Origin of the sequence: Vibrio crassostreae, assembly GCF_041439375.1 — a bacterium.
GTDB classification, from domain to species: domain Bacteria; phylum Pseudomonadota; class Gammaproteobacteria; order Enterobacterales; family Vibrionaceae; genus Vibrio; species Vibrio crassostreae_D.
On the sequence record NZ_JBGONY010000023.1, the window covers coordinates 35,163 to 51,317 of the forward strand.

Sequence of the window (16,155 nt, forward strand, 5' to 3'; positions counted from 1 at the left end):
GTAAGGGTTATATCACATGCAAGATCCACTATTGAACTCACTGATCTACGTTAGCCGATATTACGGGTTAGCTAACTCGCCTGAAGCGTTGATCAATGGGCTACCATTATCAGACGGAAAGCTAACCCCTTTCCTATTCCCTCGTTCTGCAGAGCGAGCAGGATTGGTGGCGAAAGAAAACCGTTCCGACTTGGAAAAGATACCTCACCTGATTCTGCCTGCGGTTTTACTACTTAAACAAGGTGAGGCGTGCGTTCTCAACAGCATTGATTTAGAAAAGCAAGAAGCGGAAATCATTACAGCGGAAAGCGGAATGGTGCCAATCATCATTCCTGTCGAAGAACTGAAAGAACAATTCATCGGCCGCTACTTCTTGGTAAAGAAACAGTTTCGCTATGATGAACGTTCACCAGAGGTTCTAAAAACACGTAAAGGGCATTGGTTTTGGAGTACCATTTGGAAATCAAAAAACATCTACCGAGATGTGTTGATAGCCTCCATTCTGATCAATATCTTCGCGATAGCCGCGCCAATGTTCACACGCTTGGTGTATGACAAAGTCGTTCCCAACCTTGCCTTTGAAACTTTGTGGGTGCTAGCGAGTGGTATCTTTGTCGTGTTCCTATTCGATTTGCTGCTCAAATTGATGCGAAGCTACTTCATTGACGTTGCCGGTAAGAAATCCGACATCCTCATTTCTTCCAAGCTGTTTAGTAAGGTATTAGGGATTCGTATGGAAGCAAAGCCTGCTTCTGTCGGTGCTTTTGCCAAAAACTTGCAAGAGTTCGAATCAATCCGTGAGTTCTTTACCTCAGCAACCATCGGCTCGTTAATCGACTTACCATTCGCGCTGATGTTCTTGGCGTTGATTTGGTTAATGGCCGGAAACCTTGTATTTGTTCCTGTTGTCGGCGTGGTTATTCTGATCATCTATGCACTGTTAATCCAAGGTCCACTGCGTCGTACTATTGAAGAGGGCTCTCGTCTTGCTTCTCAGAAGTACGCGAACTTGATTGAAAGTTTGGCTGGGTTAGAGACGGTTAAGCTCTTCAGCGCGCAGAGTCAGTTCCAATTCCGTTGGGAAGAAGCGGTTGCGCACATGGCAAATTGGAATATCAAAAGCCGACGCATCACAGACAGCATCCAAAACACCGCCGGCTTTGTTCAGCAAAGTACTAACGTAGGTATGATCATTTTTGGTGTGTATCTCATTGCTGAAGGTGAACTGACTATGGGTGGCTTGATTGCTGCGACCATGCTGAGTGGCCGTGCGATTGGTCCTCTTGTTCAACTGTCTTTGCTTTCTACACGTTATAACCAAGCGAAATCGTCGATGACTCTGATTGAGCAAGTCATGTCGATGCCTGATGAACAAGAAGAAGGCAAACGCTACATTCATCGCCCGATTATCCAAGGTCATATCGCGTTAGACAAAGTGACGTTCCACTACCCTGACTCGCCAGTCGCTTCTATCAGAGACTTAACACTGCATATTAAACCTGGTGAAAAGGTGGCGATCATTGGCCGAATTGGTTCAGGTAAAACGACTCTAGAGCGCCTGATTATGGGCCTGTATAAGCCCACAGAAGGCCATGTTCGCATTGATGACACCGACATGGAGCAACTACATCATGTCGACGTACGACGCAATATAGGCTGTGTACCGCAAGACAGTAACCTATTCTATGGCTCAGTAAGAGACAACATTACCTTAGGTCGTCCATTGGTCGATGACCGTGATGTAATGGATGCTGCGAACCGTGCAGGTGTTACCGCTTTTACTCAGCAAGATCCAGCAGGCTTAGAACGCCAAGTGGGCGAAGGCGGTGGTTTGCTGTCTGGTGGTCAACGTCAGTCAATTGCCATTGCTAGAGCCTTCCTAGGCCGTCCTCCAGTGCTATTGATGGACGAACCGACCAGTGCGATGGATAACCGTTCAGAAATGCACATCAAGCACCAGCTTAACCAATTGCTACCAAGCGAGACGTTAATTCTGATTACACACAAAACATCGATGTTGGACATTGTCGACAGAGTGATCGTAATGGAGAAAGGCTGCATTATTGCTGACGGGCCAAAAGCGCAAGTTCTGTCAGACTTGAAGCAAGGTAAGGTAAGAGCTGCAAGTTAAAGCGCTCATGTGACTTAAAGAATCTAACTAAATCAATATCAGTGACAAGCAAAGGGGGGAGCATCAGCTCCCCCCCTTTTTTTTATTCGAATATATAGAAAACGGTTCGAACCGATCTAGTCAGAATCATTCAGATTGAGAGTCTTTCAATCACAATGAGATATCTTCTTGTTCCATCTTAAATGAACATTGAATCTCGTATTGATTGAACGAGAATACACTGCCACCATGCGTTCGCTTAGTAGTGACCGTCTCATCACCAAACTGGATCGTCACTCGGGTATACACTTTTTCATGAGCCTCTATGGTGCATTCGGCAAGGTTGGTTTCAAATTCCGCTTCGAGGGTATCCAACTGCGACTTAGTATTTTCAATGGCGAGGTTGTTCTTCTCACGTTGCTGCTCAATTTCTAGGGCTTGCTCTTCGCTTCTCTCAGCTTTCGGGCGCTTCTTAAATTCTAACTCTTGGCGGATCACACCCATGGTTTGCTCTTGAGTGTGTTTATAAGTTTCCTTCAGCTCGGCTATCTTTTGTCGGTAGCCATCGTAGCGTGCAAAACCATGTACCTTGGTTGCGGTGTCTCCCTCAACACCTAAGAACACACATTCTATCTTTCCACCGACTTTGGCTTCGCCACCACTGAGCGTGCCATGCTTTTTCAAACTGTCCATCACGATAAGATTGTTACCACAGCGAATGTCATTACTCATACTGTGCACACCAAGTCGAAGGTCACCGGCGGTTTGTAGCTCGGCATTCTGTGCGTAGCTTGCAGTAATGGAACCTTTACTGAATACCTTACAACTTTTTGGCTCACCCTCTTTGGTGGTGTGGCCGATAATACCTTTCGCGACTTTGATATCTCCCTGAGCTTGAACTTCGGCTGATTCAATAAAACCACCCACCGTGACACTTCCGGTCGCCTTGACGATCATCCCCGGCTCGATGTTGCCAGAGACAAAGACATTGCCTTTGAATTTAACGTGCCCAGTTGAGACATCGACGTTGCTGACACATAAGGCGTCATCCACTTCGATGGTTCGATCTTTAATGATGGGCAATCCAGGGTGTGAGGCGAGTAGTAGATTGGGATCTTCAGGGGAGATGTAGGTACCTTTTCCAGGCTTGATTAAACTGTCTTGTCCAGGAAGTGGTGGGATAACTCGACCTTGGACGGTAAAGCCTGCAATGCCTTTGGTTGCGGGGGTACGTTTCATTAAGTGATCATTTTGACCAACGGTAATGGTTTGTCCCAAATCTCGCATATCGATCTTGCCTTCGTCTTTATTGCGAGGCTTCAAAACTTGGCGAGTAATATCTTCAACCAAAGCGGCAAATTTTGCGTCTTTACCCTTTACGGGTTGTGTCCCCTTGGCGACTGGCTGAGTAAACTTTTCGCCCGGTTTAAGCTTGTTACTCATCATTAATGCTTTTCTGAGCGCTAACTTATTAATTCCTTTTGTTATGTGGGCTTGAGCTAAACAATGAATAATGTCGCTACCACGCAGCGCATGTCCATTATATGGCCCCGTTACCACAAGACTTGCGAGCATCTCATCATCAGATAATTCGACCGTAACATTGGCATTTCGAACTTCTGCAATCAAGATTCCTTCATAAGCTTCCCCCTTACCTTCTTTAGCAAGAGTGACAAAACGCAAAACCTCTTCTTCGAAAATAAAATAGTTTGATGCGTTCAAAGCTTCCAAGGTTGCTGGCAGCGTCTTATTATCAAAGCTTGCGTCGACCACAAACCCAGTTGGCAGACACGCCATCACTTGTTGCTTATCTTCCGACAATGTAACGATGTTATCCCACATTCGAATTGAGTATCCCTAATGACTCAGTTGTTATTCAGTCTATATAATTCGTTCTGCGCTTAGAATCACATTATTAGAATAATCAGCGTCACATCACTTACTTTCGATTCTGCAAACATGACTCATAAATAAGACTGATACATTTTATGATCGGCTTCACCTTTACAAATACATTAGTGAATTTTCCAAGATATTTCGTGCGATTGAATGTTGATACGAGGTTGGGCCAAATAGTAAAGACCAGTAGGTATAAAAGATTAGAGGCTGTAATGGAGAGATAAAACAGAAAGGCTAAAACCGGAAATCCGGGTAAAACCTGATTTCGTTATTGTGTTCCAGTTTACAGTGTAAATCCAAGATTCTAATTTACACTGTAAATCTAATTCGTAGCGGTAAGTTTATTAAAATGATGACCTGTCTATTTACACTGTAAATTTGCTAACAAAACACCGACATCTTTGCGAAACTGACTCTCTGCTTGTTTACGACCAACAAGATTAAACTGCTCGACACAAATCTCCCACTCTTTCTGTTGAACGACCTTTGCGATAAGTAAGTCAGAAACACTGGCTTCTCGATCGTTACTGAGCAGAATCAAATTCAATACGCTGAAGCTAATCGTATCATAACTATTGCCACCGTTTACGTGATTTCTAACTAATTGAGTTTCAAACTCACTCACGGTTTGTACACTCTTTGGCAGCAGTACGCGCACCATATCGGTTTCAAGGGAAGCCAAAGAACCAGAAACAAGAAAACAGAAACTACGCTCAAAATGATTTTGAATTTGTTTCAGCCAGCTTTGAGGGGATGAGTTAAGCGCCTTAACCATAAGAACCGAGTGACAGCCACTCGCCTGATCTCGCTGATGGCCGATATGCACAGCTTCGAATTCACTACTATTCCAAAACGAAATTAATTCGCTGGTCGCGCCAAAGCTTGTCGCCAAATAATCTGCTTGCTCTGTCTGTACAGCTTCCTCAGACAACCTCTCTAACATCCAACGGCCAATACCTAAACCTTGACGGCGTATCGAGACAGCAATGCGCATCACTCGAAGACAACGGCTAGTTGCCGCTTCAACAGAACCGAGCTGGTTAGCTAAAAGGACTGGAGCTAGGTGACCTTGCGGGCGACGTTTTCCAACTTGAACTTGTGCAATCAACTCTTGATCTAAACCACCCTCTTCCGTCACCAACATACAACCTAAGCATTCATCTTGCTGCCAAGCTGCGTACAACCGGATTGCTGGATTGTTGAGGTATTGCATTAAATCATTAGGAGACGTCTGGTAATGAGCTTCGACTAAAAGAGAAAAACATTGTTGGAGTTTTTGAGGATTAATAAAACAGTCTGCTTTTGACAACTCAACCAAGCAAGGTTGATTGAATGCACCATCAGAAAGTTCTTCCGACTCATCAACCGCTGGTTCACTCGGGCAAACATCATCACCAAGAAGGAAACAATCAAATAGCCAACGCTCGAGTGGGTCGTTGTTACTCCAGCGGATGGGTTGTTCAAGCTTGTAACCCTTCCATCCAGGGCGGTGCTCAGAAAGCCAAGCTTCAAACTTAATTCCAAAACCTCGTCCACTGCCTTCGTAACCATGAACTGTGGTTGAAAAAACCATGCGATGATAACTACCGACCATAGATTTAAGCATTGGGATTGGAATGGCAGCGGCTTCATCAACCAACAACAGATCGCAATCAGGCTTAGATTTAAGTAATTCATCTGGCGCGACAAATCTTAAACTTCCACCTTGATAAACAATGTGAGTCGCGTTAATTACTTCACACGTATCGAGTCGCTGTAACGCATGAGAAAATACGGGCTCAATCGCTTTCAAAGACGGAGCGGTAACAATAATATTTAAGCCCTGTCGCTCTGCCAAAAGCTGAGCAGCTGCAATACCCAGAGTTGAGCTTTTACCTCGTCCTCGGTCTGCAGTTAAAATCAGTGGGCGTTTTCGATGTCCCGTGACGACTTTCTTAACTAACTCAATCGCCGTTTTTTGCTGTTCAAATCGGTCAGTCAAATTGTCGTCATTAAGTTTTTGAGGAAGCGAATTAATCGCTTCAACCACACTCATCTGTTCGTCACTTTGCGAAATAGAAAGCAGTTTATCAAAATGTAGCTTTAACCAACGTTGACCAAAGCTCGCGCTATTTTTAGAGTCATCAACTTTTGGTGGCAACACCAACAACAGCCCGCCACCGACTAACGACCCCAGTGCAGCACTAAAACTGTTTGCATCAAACTGTTCTCTAAAATCACAAACAAGAAGTTGGCATTCGCGACCAAGAAGTTGCTGGCCCTTTTTTACTGGCGCGTAAATCGCCCCTTCAAACGAAGTACCGCCAATCTGGAAAACGGTTTGAGAATTTGCATCTTGAAGGAAAGTTGTAACAGCGGAGTTTTGCCAATCGAAATCGCCATCAAATACAACGCCATAACGGTGATCGTTGTGTTGAGCGATATTAGAAAGTGTGTGTAGAAAATTGTTGGTTGGGTTTGTCATAGTTAGTGTCCAGATTCGTCTAAACACAGTTTATCACAGCCAAATAAAAAGCCGCATATAGCGGCTTTAGAGTAGTAACGAAAAACTGTCGATTTAGTCGAGCTTCGATTGCACGAAAGCGAGGATTTCTTCCATCGTCGCATCATCAATTTTCTTAAGGTTCAACGCCAAGTTTGAACCCTTACGGCTGTATGATGCGCGCCCTTTAATAAGCTCAACTTTTGGAGACGCTTTCTTCGCTGGCGCTGGCGCCAATTCAAGAATCCAACCTTCCAAAGTTTCTGTCACGTCTTTAGTTAGACGAGTTACGCCTTGAGCTTCACTACGTTGCCAAACAAAACCTTCAGAAGCATCACACTTAATCAGCAATGTTTGTTGTTGTTCACTCGTCAATCCACCAAACTGCTTGTGCAGTTTAACAATCGTTGGACGACCAAGGTCACTCACATTAGGGTAAGCTTGTAGTAATTCAAGTGGCAAAGCCGCCGCTTTTAATGCGCCACTCACCAAAGCTTCACTGCACTGGAACATTTTCGCGAGTGCTTTCTGGTCTTCAGCTTCGCCTTTATCCAGCTTCGCTTGCATCTCTTTACCCTTCTCGTAAAGAGAAAGCGGTTTATGAGCGTTAGCTACGTCTGATAGAAACTTAGCGTGTTCGCCGTTAATGTTTTCAGCAACATAGATTAGGAACTCTTTGTCAGCCAAAATACATGACATGCGACGACGGCTACCATCGAGAACTTCAATCTTGCCGTCCTTGTTCTTACGACCAACCGCTGGATATTGCTGGCCGCGTTCTTTTAACGTAGTCAGTACGTCTGAAAGCGCATGTTCATTTAAGAAAGATTGCTCACGTGCATTCTCTTCAAAAACAACCGTTCGAGTTGCCACTTCAGAAGCAGGAATTCGAACCAATTCAAATGAAACCAACTCTTCGCCCGCAACTGAAAGTTCAATCACTTGAGCCTGTTCTTTAGCAGCAGTTTGCGCTTCTTGAGGCGTTGCTACACGACGTTTGTTTGCTTTACCAAATAGCTTTGCATTTAAGTCAGATGTTTTAATTGCCATTGTTGTTATCCCTGATTAAGTGAAGGCCAGTTGCTGTGTAATACACGCTCTAATTCTAGAGCACTTTTTTGTACTGCGTCTTGAGCGACAGCCAGAGTTTTCTTACCACCTTCGAAGTCGCTAACCGTGAGATCGAAAACCGTGCTGTAGGTATCGGCGCAGGTTTCAAAAGCGCGGCTTCTTGGAATCGTCGCCATCATAACTTGGTCATTCAGCAGGTAGTTCATTTCAGTGAGAACCGAAACCTGTTTCTTGTTGTCATCTTCGAACATGGTTGGCATAAGGCGAACAAACTCAAGCCCTTTCCAATCGTCCGGGAACATCTCGTACACCGTTGGTAAGTGCTGGAAGAAGTTAACCGTTGAAGCCCAATCCAAACGCTTTGCAGCACATGGAATCAGAAGAGCGTTCGACGCGTACATTGCGTTCCACACTAGTGGATCTACGTGTGGGCCGGTATCAATCATAATCACATCAAAATCATCGGCGATTTTGTCGATAAGCTTCTCTTTCAGAAGACGAACGATATCAAGTGACTGATCTTGAGACAGGCTTTGCCACGCTTCAGCGTTAAACATCGCATCTTCTGGGAATGCAGAGATTGTCTTTAGGTTTGGATACTGAGTTGGCAAGAGTACGTTCTTGCGAAGAAACTCTAGGTCAACTTCTTGGCCTTCAGGCACGTTGTCCAACATGATATCAACGGCAGAATAAATACTGTCGTGCTCTGCACCACTGATTTGTGGGTTTAGGAACAGACGTAATGAACCTTGTGGATCCAAGTCAATCAGACAAATGCGGTAGCGCTTGTCTAAATTCAGAGACAAACAAGCCGCTAGGTGAACCGCTGTCATTGATTTACCTGTACCGCCCTTCTGGTTTTGTACGTTGATAATCCAAGGTTTGTTGTCTGCATGCTGTTTGCGTTGGTGGAACTTTGGCACTTCCGCCGCGTCCATCAGCATGTGAGCTTCAGTCAATGAAATCGAGTAATGATTGGCGTTGTTCTTTGTGAACTGGTGACCATCCGCTTCAAGCTTGGTAATCGCCTCATCCAATTTTCGACGAGTTAAGCCAGAACGAGTCTCCATCATAGCTTTAGACATTGGAGGGAAATGTTCATCACTTCGCTCTTCCAGAATAATCTCAATTCGGTCAGCCTGAACTTGTTGAGTTTGTTCGGCCAGCTGATAGAGCTTATCAATCGTTTGTTCTCTTTTCATCGCCAGTTTCCGTAATGATTAACTAAGTACAAATTGTACAGCGATTAACAACAAACACAACAAAAACATGAACATACATTTATGAGTAAAATCACATAAAATAGACTGTATTTTTACAGTTTGATGAAACAACGGCTAAGACAAACACAAAAAATGACCGTTTTTGTTATGTATAACCATGCTATTTCTGGCTTACATTTGAAATGTTACAGCATCACTTATTTACAATGTAAATGCAATTCCATCAAAAAACCTTCGGAACGATTGAAATACGACCGTAGATTACGGTTCATGTGATTTGCATTCGAAATTGTGAGCTTTTCAACCGAGAAGTAGTCAAAACCCAAAAATAGCATCGCAAATACGAAACCACGACGAGGTGAAGCATCACTAGATAAAAGAGAGTTGAACCTAACACGGAAGAATGATCATGGAATACATCACGCGTAAGAGAATTGATAAGGCGTCATTACGAAGCATGATCAAGGTGTAAACTCAGCAATATTGATCCGCACGAGTGACTGTTCGAAATGATCAACTTCCGGAAAAATGATCAAGTAAATATAGTTCCGGAAGCATATAATTTAGGAGCTAAGTTACGGACAAATGCTTTTGCAATGGGGATTCAAGGCCTATAAGGCCTCATTGCTTGGAAATTCAATCTGCACAGACTCAGAATACAGAAACATGACAATTTCGTGATCATGCTTCCTAGATAATGCACGTCCGCTTTAATGACATCCGAGCCAGCCGTTAACACTAACTTCAGAACAAATTTTGTACGTAATAGGGTGGGAACGATAGAAAAGAGCACTTACTTGATCATTGTTCCGATAGATAAGCCATTAAAACTATCCACATTGACGAGTTAGAAGTGACTCAACAGACCATGTTCAATTATGGACTGTGGATAAGCTGTACAAGTATAATGATCATGCTTTCGAACCAATAATGATCATGCTTACAATGGCTTAATGATCATCGTTCTGATGCTTTGTGATCATGCTTTCTTCTGTTTAATGATCATAGTTTCGGACTCTTTATGATCATGCTTTCCAAGCGGTTTTTTTTTTATATTTTAAATTCAGCAACTTAAGCGCAAGTTTACGTCCAGATCATTAGATCACTTAATCATTTAAGATCATATTAATCAAAAAGATCAGTTATTTAAAAGCCAATAAATTCTCTTTATTTATGATCATTCTTTCTTTATCATTCAGGAACTATAGTGAAATTACGGTTAGTGTGATACGGATCAAAAATGAAACCAGAAGAGAAATTGTTAATTAAGGCACGAAGCCACAAAGATGGTCATTTATTTGAGGTATCTGAAACAGCCGTTGAATGGATAGAACAATATCAACACTTCAAAGGTGTCACCAAAAGCATAGTTGAGCTTCTTAACCTAATTTCACTTCGTGGGTTTAGCAGCAAAGACGGATACGTTTCAACCACCGAGATTATTGAATCAACCGATGGTCAAGTCACTCGCGCGGCCTTACAGCAAAGGCTAAGAGCCGCAGTAAATATTGGATTGTTCAAACAAACCCCCGTTCGCTTCGAAGAAGGCCTTGCTGGTAAAACCATGCTGCACCGCTTTGTGAACCCAAACCAATTGATATCGGTACTGGGTGCCTCCAGCTTGGTGACAGAAAGCGTGAAGCAAAATGAAAAGCAGAAGCGTTCTAAAGCACTAGCTCAAACCAAAGTAAACAAACGCTTACTCAATGAGCATGGACTTAATACTCCCCCAACAATGAAAGATGAAGCGGATCAATTCATTGTTTCGCCAACCAATTGGGCGGGGATTATTGATCAAGCGTTAGCGCCACCTAGAACTCGCAAGAGCTATCAAAAATCCATGGTCTCGATCTCTGGCACTCGAGCTGTGATCGAGACACGATCTTCTAAAAATATCATGACAGTTGACGATCTGATGACGCTATTCGCGTTATTCACACTCACGGTTCAATATCATGATCATCATCAAGATGATTACCATCTAGACGCGAAGCACACGCCGAACAAAACTCCACTCTACATCACTGATATTTTGTCTTTACGTGGCAAGAAAGACAGTGGTCCAGCACGTGATTCGATCCGCGACAGTATTGACCGTATCGAGTTTACGGATTTCCAACTGCATGAGCTTACTGGCCGTTGGCTTAGTGAGAACATGCCAGAGGGCTTTAAGAGTGATCGTTTCCGATTCTTAGCTAGAACCATTACCGCATCGGAAGAGGCTCCTACAGAGGGCTCTGACGGCGAAATTCGCATTAAACCGAACCTATACATCCTGGTTTGGGAGCCTTCTTTCTACGAAGAGCTACTGACGCGTGATTATTTCTTCCTATTTCCGCCAGAAATTCTGAAACAACATACCTTGGTCTTCCAAATGTATTCGTACTTTAGAAGCCGTATGGCACGCCGTCATTCAGATTGCATGTTGCTCAGCGAGCTTAACCAGAAGTTGGCGCGTAACATCGATTGGCGTCGTTTCTCAATGGATCTGATCCGTGAGCTTAGAAAGCTTGGTGAAGCCGGCGATCAAGAAGATACTTTCCTGGTTAACCTTTGGGGTTATCACTTGACGATCACCGCGTTGATCGAAAAAGGCAAAACGACGGATTATCAAGTAGATATTAAATGTAATGTGGAAGAAGTATTACGATATTCAAGAGCGCGTACTACCAACGCCGGTAAGCGTAATATGGCGCCAACGCTGCCGAATCCACTTCGTAACGAGATGGTGTCTAAGCAGAAGCTGGAAGAGTTGTCTGAGATTATCGACGGTGAGTTTGAGCCAATTCAGCGTAAAGCACCGTCGCCAAGAGGTAAATTGGGACGTCGAGTTAAGCAACGTAAACATTCTGTTGAGATCAACGCTGACGAGATCATGATTACTCTCTCTAAATATACCTCTGCAGAGGCTCTAGAACGCAGTATAACGGCTTTATCCGCAATGACAGGGCACTCACATGCCTCAATCAAAGAAGAGTGCTCAGAGCTCATTGAGAAGCTTGATTGGTTGAGAGTAGGGGAAGACGTTATTCCATACGAAACACTGAGTCGTTTGATTGAGCTTTACAACGACCGTGATAGCACCAGCAATCGACACTTGTCCATTGAACGTTTGATCTCTGGTTTAGCTGTGCGTCGTAAAGTGTGTAAACAGGTTCACGAAGGTCACCTTGACGAAAACGTGTTCCTTGCGCTCGATGAAATGGCGATTGGCCACTAGTCATTATCCTGTAGCGATAAGCCTGTATTTACCGTTTATGAATGGATAGTTTTGAACACATTAGATACTGATTAAAATCGCACCTAACGCTGACAAAGTGATGACAAAGTAACGCACCCAGTTGATTATTATTTATTCCGAATAGACAACCTTTGTCCTTTCTTATGATTAATAGATTGGCTCATATTTTGTTACATCATACTGAATAGATTTTTGCGAGTTCCTAAGGGACTCGCTTTTTTTTTGCCTGAAATTCAGTGAATCATTAAAATTCAATAGCTTATAGAATTAAACTCCGAAGCATGATCAAGGCTAGATCATGCTTTCTACGGATCTAACTTTGATGAGATTTTGATTTGATGTTTGATCGAGAAGGACTTGATCAGTGGAGGTGGCGTTGAATACTACCTTGATCATCGTTTCGGGGATGGGTTGTCATAAAACGCACATGCGATTCGATCAATTTCTCTGACTCTGCTTTCCAACGTGGTTTTTGCTGTTGGTTCGTAAACTCCAAAGCCAATACACACAAGTGTTGTAGCCGTTGTATGCACCACTCTTGTAAGGCTGGTTCTGATTTTGGGTCACATGACACGGCTTGCAGCTTGCTATAGGCAAACATCAGGTATTGGTAGGCCTTTTCTTGATGGCTTGAGTTGATGGCCTTCTGTGAAGCCAACTTCGGATTCGATAAGTCAGCGAGGTGGCGATAGAAAGTAAAGATTCTCAGACATCCGTCTAGCCAACATGCGATGCCTTTGCTTTGTTCATCCGTGATCAAAGGCCCCCAGAGTGCATCTGGAGGCGTTAAGATCAAAGGTTCTAACCGTTCCACTTGATCATGCTTTCGGTCTTTGTACCAATCTCCGACTCGCTCTAACCAAGTGTCTAGTTCATTCATGCAACATTATCCCACTGTTTTACAAAGTGATTATCAGCAACTCGCTTGATTTCATGCTGTATTTCGCTGCTCTGCTCTCGAATACGATCGGCGTCTATGGAATAGTTTGGCTCATTTTTTACGAGTTCGCCAAATGGCAGATCAGGATCCGGCACTGCAGAGATCAACAACTTGGTATATGGGTGCTGCGGATTAGTTAAGATCGACTGAGTTGATCCCCACTCAACGATCTGTCCTTTGTACATCACTGCGGTCTCTTCTGCGATGTAATGAGCGGTCGCAAGGTCGTGAGTAATGTATAAGAAGCCTATCCCAAGCTCTTTCTTCATTTTTTGCATGAGATTGAGCACGCCAAGTCGAATTGAAACATCCAGCATCGAGGTTGGTTCATCGGCAAGAATGACTTCGGCCCCAACCGCAAGCGCTCTGGCTAGGTTAACCCGTTGTCTTTGGCCGCCACTGAGCTCGTGAGGGTATTTGGCGAGCGTTTCGACGGGTAACTCCACCAGCGTGAGCAACTCTTTAAGGCGTGCTTCTAGAGCTGCTTTATTAGCGACTTGCTTATGAATCTTAAGCGGGCGAGTTAAATGGTGCTCTATGGTGTGAGTGGGATTAAGTGAGCCAAACGGGTCTTGAAACACCATTTGCACGCGGCTGCGGTAATCCAAGATATCTTTGCGGCTCTTGAGCGTAGAGATGTCTCTGCCGTTGAACAAGATCTCTCCTTCTGTCGCAGGGTAAACCTTGGTCATCAGCCTCGCGCAGGTGCTTTTCCCGCAACCGGACTCACCAACCAGTGCCAGCGTTCTTCCTGCATATAGGTCGAAGCTCACGCCGTGCAGCGCTCTGAATATCTCTTCTTTGCCAAATCCACCGCCAACAGTGAACTCTTTGACGAGGTTTTTTACTTGAAAAATAGGTTGTGACATAGAGCTCTCCTAGCACGCTGTCGCGTGAGCATGTTCGTGAATATTAGGGAAAGAACTCCATAGCTTTTGGGTGTAGGAGTGCTGCGGATTGTTGCGAATCTCGTAGGCTTGATTGACTTCAACGATTTGGCCATGGCGCATGATGGCAATGCGGTCACACAGTTGGCTCATTAACGCTAAGTCATGAGTAATAAAGAGGATTGAGAAGCCAAACTCCTCTCTGAGTTGGTGTATCTGCTGCAGAATTTCACGTTGTACAACCACATCCAAAGCTGTAGTTGGCTCGTCCATAATGATCAGCTTAGGGTTGAGGGCGAGGGCAATGGCAATCACTAAACGCTGACGCATGCCGCCACTGAATTGGTGAGGGTATTCCGTGAGTCGGTTGCGCGGAATGTTTACCAAGTCGAGTAACTTTTCTGCGCGATCTTTGGCTTGTTCATTGCTCATGCCTTTGTGGTGGCGTAGCACATCAGCAAATTGTTCTTCGATGGTTAATACAGGGTTGAGTGAATTCATTGCACTTTGGAACACCATAGCAATCTCGCTCCAGCGCAAGGTATTCAAATGACTGTCTGATAAGCTCAGCAGATCTTGTCCACCAAACAATATTTGGCCTCCGGATATGAACGCGGGCGGCTTATGCAGACGGTTAATGGCAAACGCGATGGTACTTTTGCCACAGCCAGATTCCCCGGCTAAGCCAAAAATTTCACCTTGGCCTATGCTAAAGCTGACGGATTTGACCGCGTTGAAATCACTGTCATCGGTGATGTAATCGACACATAAATTCTTCACTTCGAGAAGTGGTGTATCTGAAATTCCCACAGACATGATAAATACTCAGTTATGATATTGATAACTATTATCATTAACATGTGTTGGATTTAGTGAAAGCGATCAGCACAAAAAGAATGAAGTGCCTCGAAATTTATCTTGGGTTATTTCACGAATTTTCAGCGGAAAAGAAGAATTGGGAGAGGGGAAAATGAGAGTTGGATCAAACCACATTTCTTATGGGGAATCTTTTAAATGTAATTGCAGAAAATGCCTTTGGCAAAGTTTAAATGAGGCATTTATTAATTAGCTTTGTGAAGCGTCGGAATCATCACATTTCAGTACAGATTTTCTTAACAAGCGAAATAGCATTTGCTACAGATTACCTGTCCATTACATGGTGCTTTTCGGAGGAAAACATGTCCATTAATTCTATCAACCATGATGAAATGACAAATATTGCAAACAAGTGGGATGCTGAAGAAGAAGTATCTTTCAAACCAGAAAAGAAAATGAAGTCCGCTGAAGCTCGTCGTCGTATCGAGGCTCTAAGAGAAATTAGAGAAAGCGGTTTGAGTCTGGAAGAAGCGAGGGAGCTAGGTCTTATTCACTAATAATCCCCATTGCATTTAGAAGGGTGGCACCATGCCACCCTTTGATTTATAAGTGCTTTTTCATAATTCCTATCTAGATTAAATCAACATTTTGATTCTTTAGATCTTTGCTTCGCTTAGCTGATCCCTTTTGATATTACGTTCTTTAGATGAAAAACACGCACATGGCATACTCTTGAACTAAGTTGTTTGACAGTAATATGCAACGCCACTAATTTTAAAGTTAAAGCAAAAATATGTGATGTCGTTGGTAAGGAGAGGCTATGTCTAATTCTGTGGCACAAGCTAAAGAAGTGCTGTTTTATGAACCTGAAGATCCGAACGGATACCTGTCAAATTTTGCGGCTTGTCCCATCAAGGTAGGTGATCAAGTTTGGGCAACCAGCGAACATTATTATCAAGCGATGAAGTTTGCTTCTGAAGCATTACGCAATACCATTTTGGAAGCCAGTACCCCTGCTGAAGCGTTCTCTTTAAGTCGTGACTATGAAGACCAAGTTCGAAAAGATTGGTATGACATTCGTGTTGAAGTGATGCGATTCATTGTGACCGAGAAGTTCAGACAGAACCCACAATTTGCTCTGTTCCTGACGGGGACAGGCGATTCAGTGATTAAAGAGCACTCTCATAAAGATCACTTTTGGGGAGATGGGGGCGATGGAACTGGTGAAAACCACCTCGGCAAGATTCTGATGGCGGTGCGCCAACAACTTCGTAATCAGTAGCTGCATTTGATTACTTCGCATTAAATGAATTGACTCGAGTTCTAGTGATACGTTTGTTAAGCCTTCACTAATAAATTAAAAGGCCGCCCTGTAAGCTTACAGAGCGGCCTTTGTCATTGTTAGTCACTAGGTTGACCAAAAGTACAAAAACGTGTCACGAAGTCATTCATGGGCTATTAGCTAATCAAGTGAGCGCTAGCCAAA

Annotated in this window: 11 protein-coding genes; 4 read left to right on the forward strand and 7 right to left on the reverse strand. The window is 43.7% G+C overall.

Features of this window, described 5'->3' with window-relative positions:
- Window positions 1–16 precede the first annotated feature (16 nt).
- Window positions 17–2,131: a type I secretion system permease/ATPase gene (locus tag ACED45_RS11670; RefSeq protein WP_371714097.1), complete on the forward strand. Its 2,115-nt coding sequence runs from the start codon at window positions 17–19 to the stop codon at window positions 2,129–2,131.
- A 150-nt stretch (window positions 2,132–2,281) separates the two neighbouring features.
- Here ACED45_RS11670 and ACED45_RS11675 read toward each other — a convergent pair whose 3' ends face one another.
- The 4 genes from ACED45_RS11675 to ACED45_RS11690 all read right to left on the reverse strand — a co-directional run bounded on the left by ACED45_RS11675 (window position 2,282) and on the right by ACED45_RS11690 (window position 8,764).
- Window positions 2,282–3,952, reverse strand: a complete 1,671-nt coding sequence (locus tag ACED45_RS11675) for a DUF342 domain-containing protein (protein WP_102431369.1) — start codon at window positions 3,950–3,952, stop codon at window positions 2,282–2,284.
- A 418-nt stretch (window positions 3,953–4,370) separates the two neighbouring features.
- Entirely contained in the window at window positions 4,371–6,473 is a 2,103-nt protein-coding gene (locus ACED45_RS11680; RefSeq protein WP_371714098.1) for a GNAT family N-acetyltransferase, read from the reverse strand.
- Between the two features lie 93 nt (window positions 6,474–6,566).
- A complete protein-coding gene (locus ACED45_RS11685) occupies window positions 6,567–7,541 on the reverse strand; it encodes a ParB/RepB/Spo0J family partition protein (protein WP_371714099.1) in 975 nt (324 codons plus the stop codon).
- Window positions 7,542–7,546: 5 nt separating this feature from the next.
- On the reverse strand, window positions 7,547–8,764 hold the full coding sequence (locus ACED45_RS11690; RefSeq protein WP_285953426.1) for a ParA family protein: 1,218 nt from the start codon (window positions 8,762–8,764) through the stop codon (window positions 7,547–7,549).
- A gap of 1,261 nt (window positions 8,765–10,025) precedes the next feature.
- On the opposite strand from ACED45_RS11690, the gene ACED45_RS11695 reads away from it, so the two are divergent.
- Window positions 10,026–12,005, forward strand: coding sequence for a replication initiator protein RctB domain-containing protein (locus tag ACED45_RS11695; RefSeq protein ID WP_371714100.1), 1,980 nt, complete (start codon window positions 10,026–10,028; stop codon window positions 12,003–12,005).
- Window positions 12,006–12,387: 382 nt separating this feature from the next.
- Here the strand turns inward: ACED45_RS11695 and ACED45_RS11700 are convergent, their stop codons facing one another.
- Genes ACED45_RS11700 through ACED45_RS11710 form a run of 3 tightly spaced genes read right to left on the reverse strand, consistent with a single transcriptional unit; the run spans window position 12,388 to window position 14,669 of the window.
- Complete coding sequence (locus tag ACED45_RS11700; protein ID WP_371714101.1) at window positions 12,388–12,906, reverse strand: transcriptional regulator; 519 nt, start codon at window positions 12,904–12,906, stop codon at window positions 12,388–12,390.
- Entirely contained in the window at window positions 12,903–13,835 is a 933-nt protein-coding gene (locus ACED45_RS11705) for an ATP-binding cassette domain-containing protein (RefSeq protein WP_371714102.1), read from the reverse strand. The genes ACED45_RS11700 and ACED45_RS11705 overlap by 4 nt, the downstream gene beginning before the upstream one ends.
- Before the next feature lie 9 nt (window positions 13,836–13,844).
- Complete coding sequence (locus ACED45_RS11710) at window positions 13,845–14,669, reverse strand: ABC transporter ATP-binding protein (protein WP_371714103.1); 825 nt, start codon at window positions 14,667–14,669, stop codon at window positions 13,845–13,847.
- Window positions 14,670–15,031: 362 nt separating this feature from the next.
- On the opposite strand from ACED45_RS11710, the gene ACED45_RS11715 reads away from it, so the two are divergent.
- The gene (locus ACED45_RS11715) at window positions 15,032–15,226 is read left to right on the forward strand and encodes a PA3496 family putative envelope integrity protein (protein WP_004736928.1); all 195 of its coding nucleotides are present in this window, start codon (window positions 15,032–15,034) and stop codon (window positions 15,224–15,226) included.
- 263 nt (window positions 15,227–15,489) lie between these two features.
- On the forward strand, window positions 15,490–15,951 hold the full coding sequence (locus ACED45_RS11720) for an NADAR family protein (protein ID WP_327784627.1): 462 nt from the start codon (window positions 15,490–15,492) through the stop codon (window positions 15,949–15,951).
- Window positions 15,952–16,155: the final 204 nt, after the last annotated feature.

Coding starts and splice junctions, on each gene's coding strand:
- ACED45_RS11670 (WP_371714097.1), top strand. CDS start 17: ATGCAAGATCCACTATTGAACTCACTGATCTACGTTAGCCGATATTAC.
- ACED45_RS11675 (WP_102431369.1), bottom strand. CDS start 3,952: ATGTGGGATAACATCGTTACATTGTCGGAAGATAAGCAACAAGTGATG.
- ACED45_RS11680 (WP_371714098.1), bottom strand. CDS start 6,473: ATGACAAACCCAACCAACAATTTTCTACACACACTTTCTAATATCGCT.
- ACED45_RS11685 (WP_371714099.1), bottom strand. CDS start 7,541: ATGGCAATTAAAACATCTGACTTAAATGCAAAGCTATTTGGTAAAGCA.
- ACED45_RS11690 (WP_285953426.1), bottom strand. CDS start 8,764: ATGAAAAGAGAACAAACGATTGATAAGCTCTATCAGCTGGCCGAACAA.
- ACED45_RS11695 (WP_371714100.1), top strand. CDS start 10,026: ATGAAACCAGAAGAGAAATTGTTAATTAAGGCACGAAGCCACAAAGAT.
- ACED45_RS11700 (WP_371714101.1), bottom strand. CDS start 12,906: ATGAATGAACTAGACACTTGGTTAGAGCGAGTCGGAGATTGGTACAAA.
- ACED45_RS11705 (WP_371714102.1), bottom strand. CDS start 13,835: ATGTCACAACCTATTTTTCAAGTAAAAAACCTCGTCAAAGAGTTCACT.
- ACED45_RS11710 (WP_371714103.1), bottom strand. CDS start 14,669: ATGTCTGTGGGAATTTCAGATACACCACTTCTCGAAGTGAAGAATTTA.
- ACED45_RS11715 (WP_004736928.1), top strand. CDS start 15,032: ATGTCCATTAATTCTATCAACCATGATGAAATGACAAATATTGCAAAC.
- ACED45_RS11720 (WP_327784627.1), top strand. CDS start 15,490: ATGTCTAATTCTGTGGCACAAGCTAAAGAAGTGCTGTTTTATGAACCT.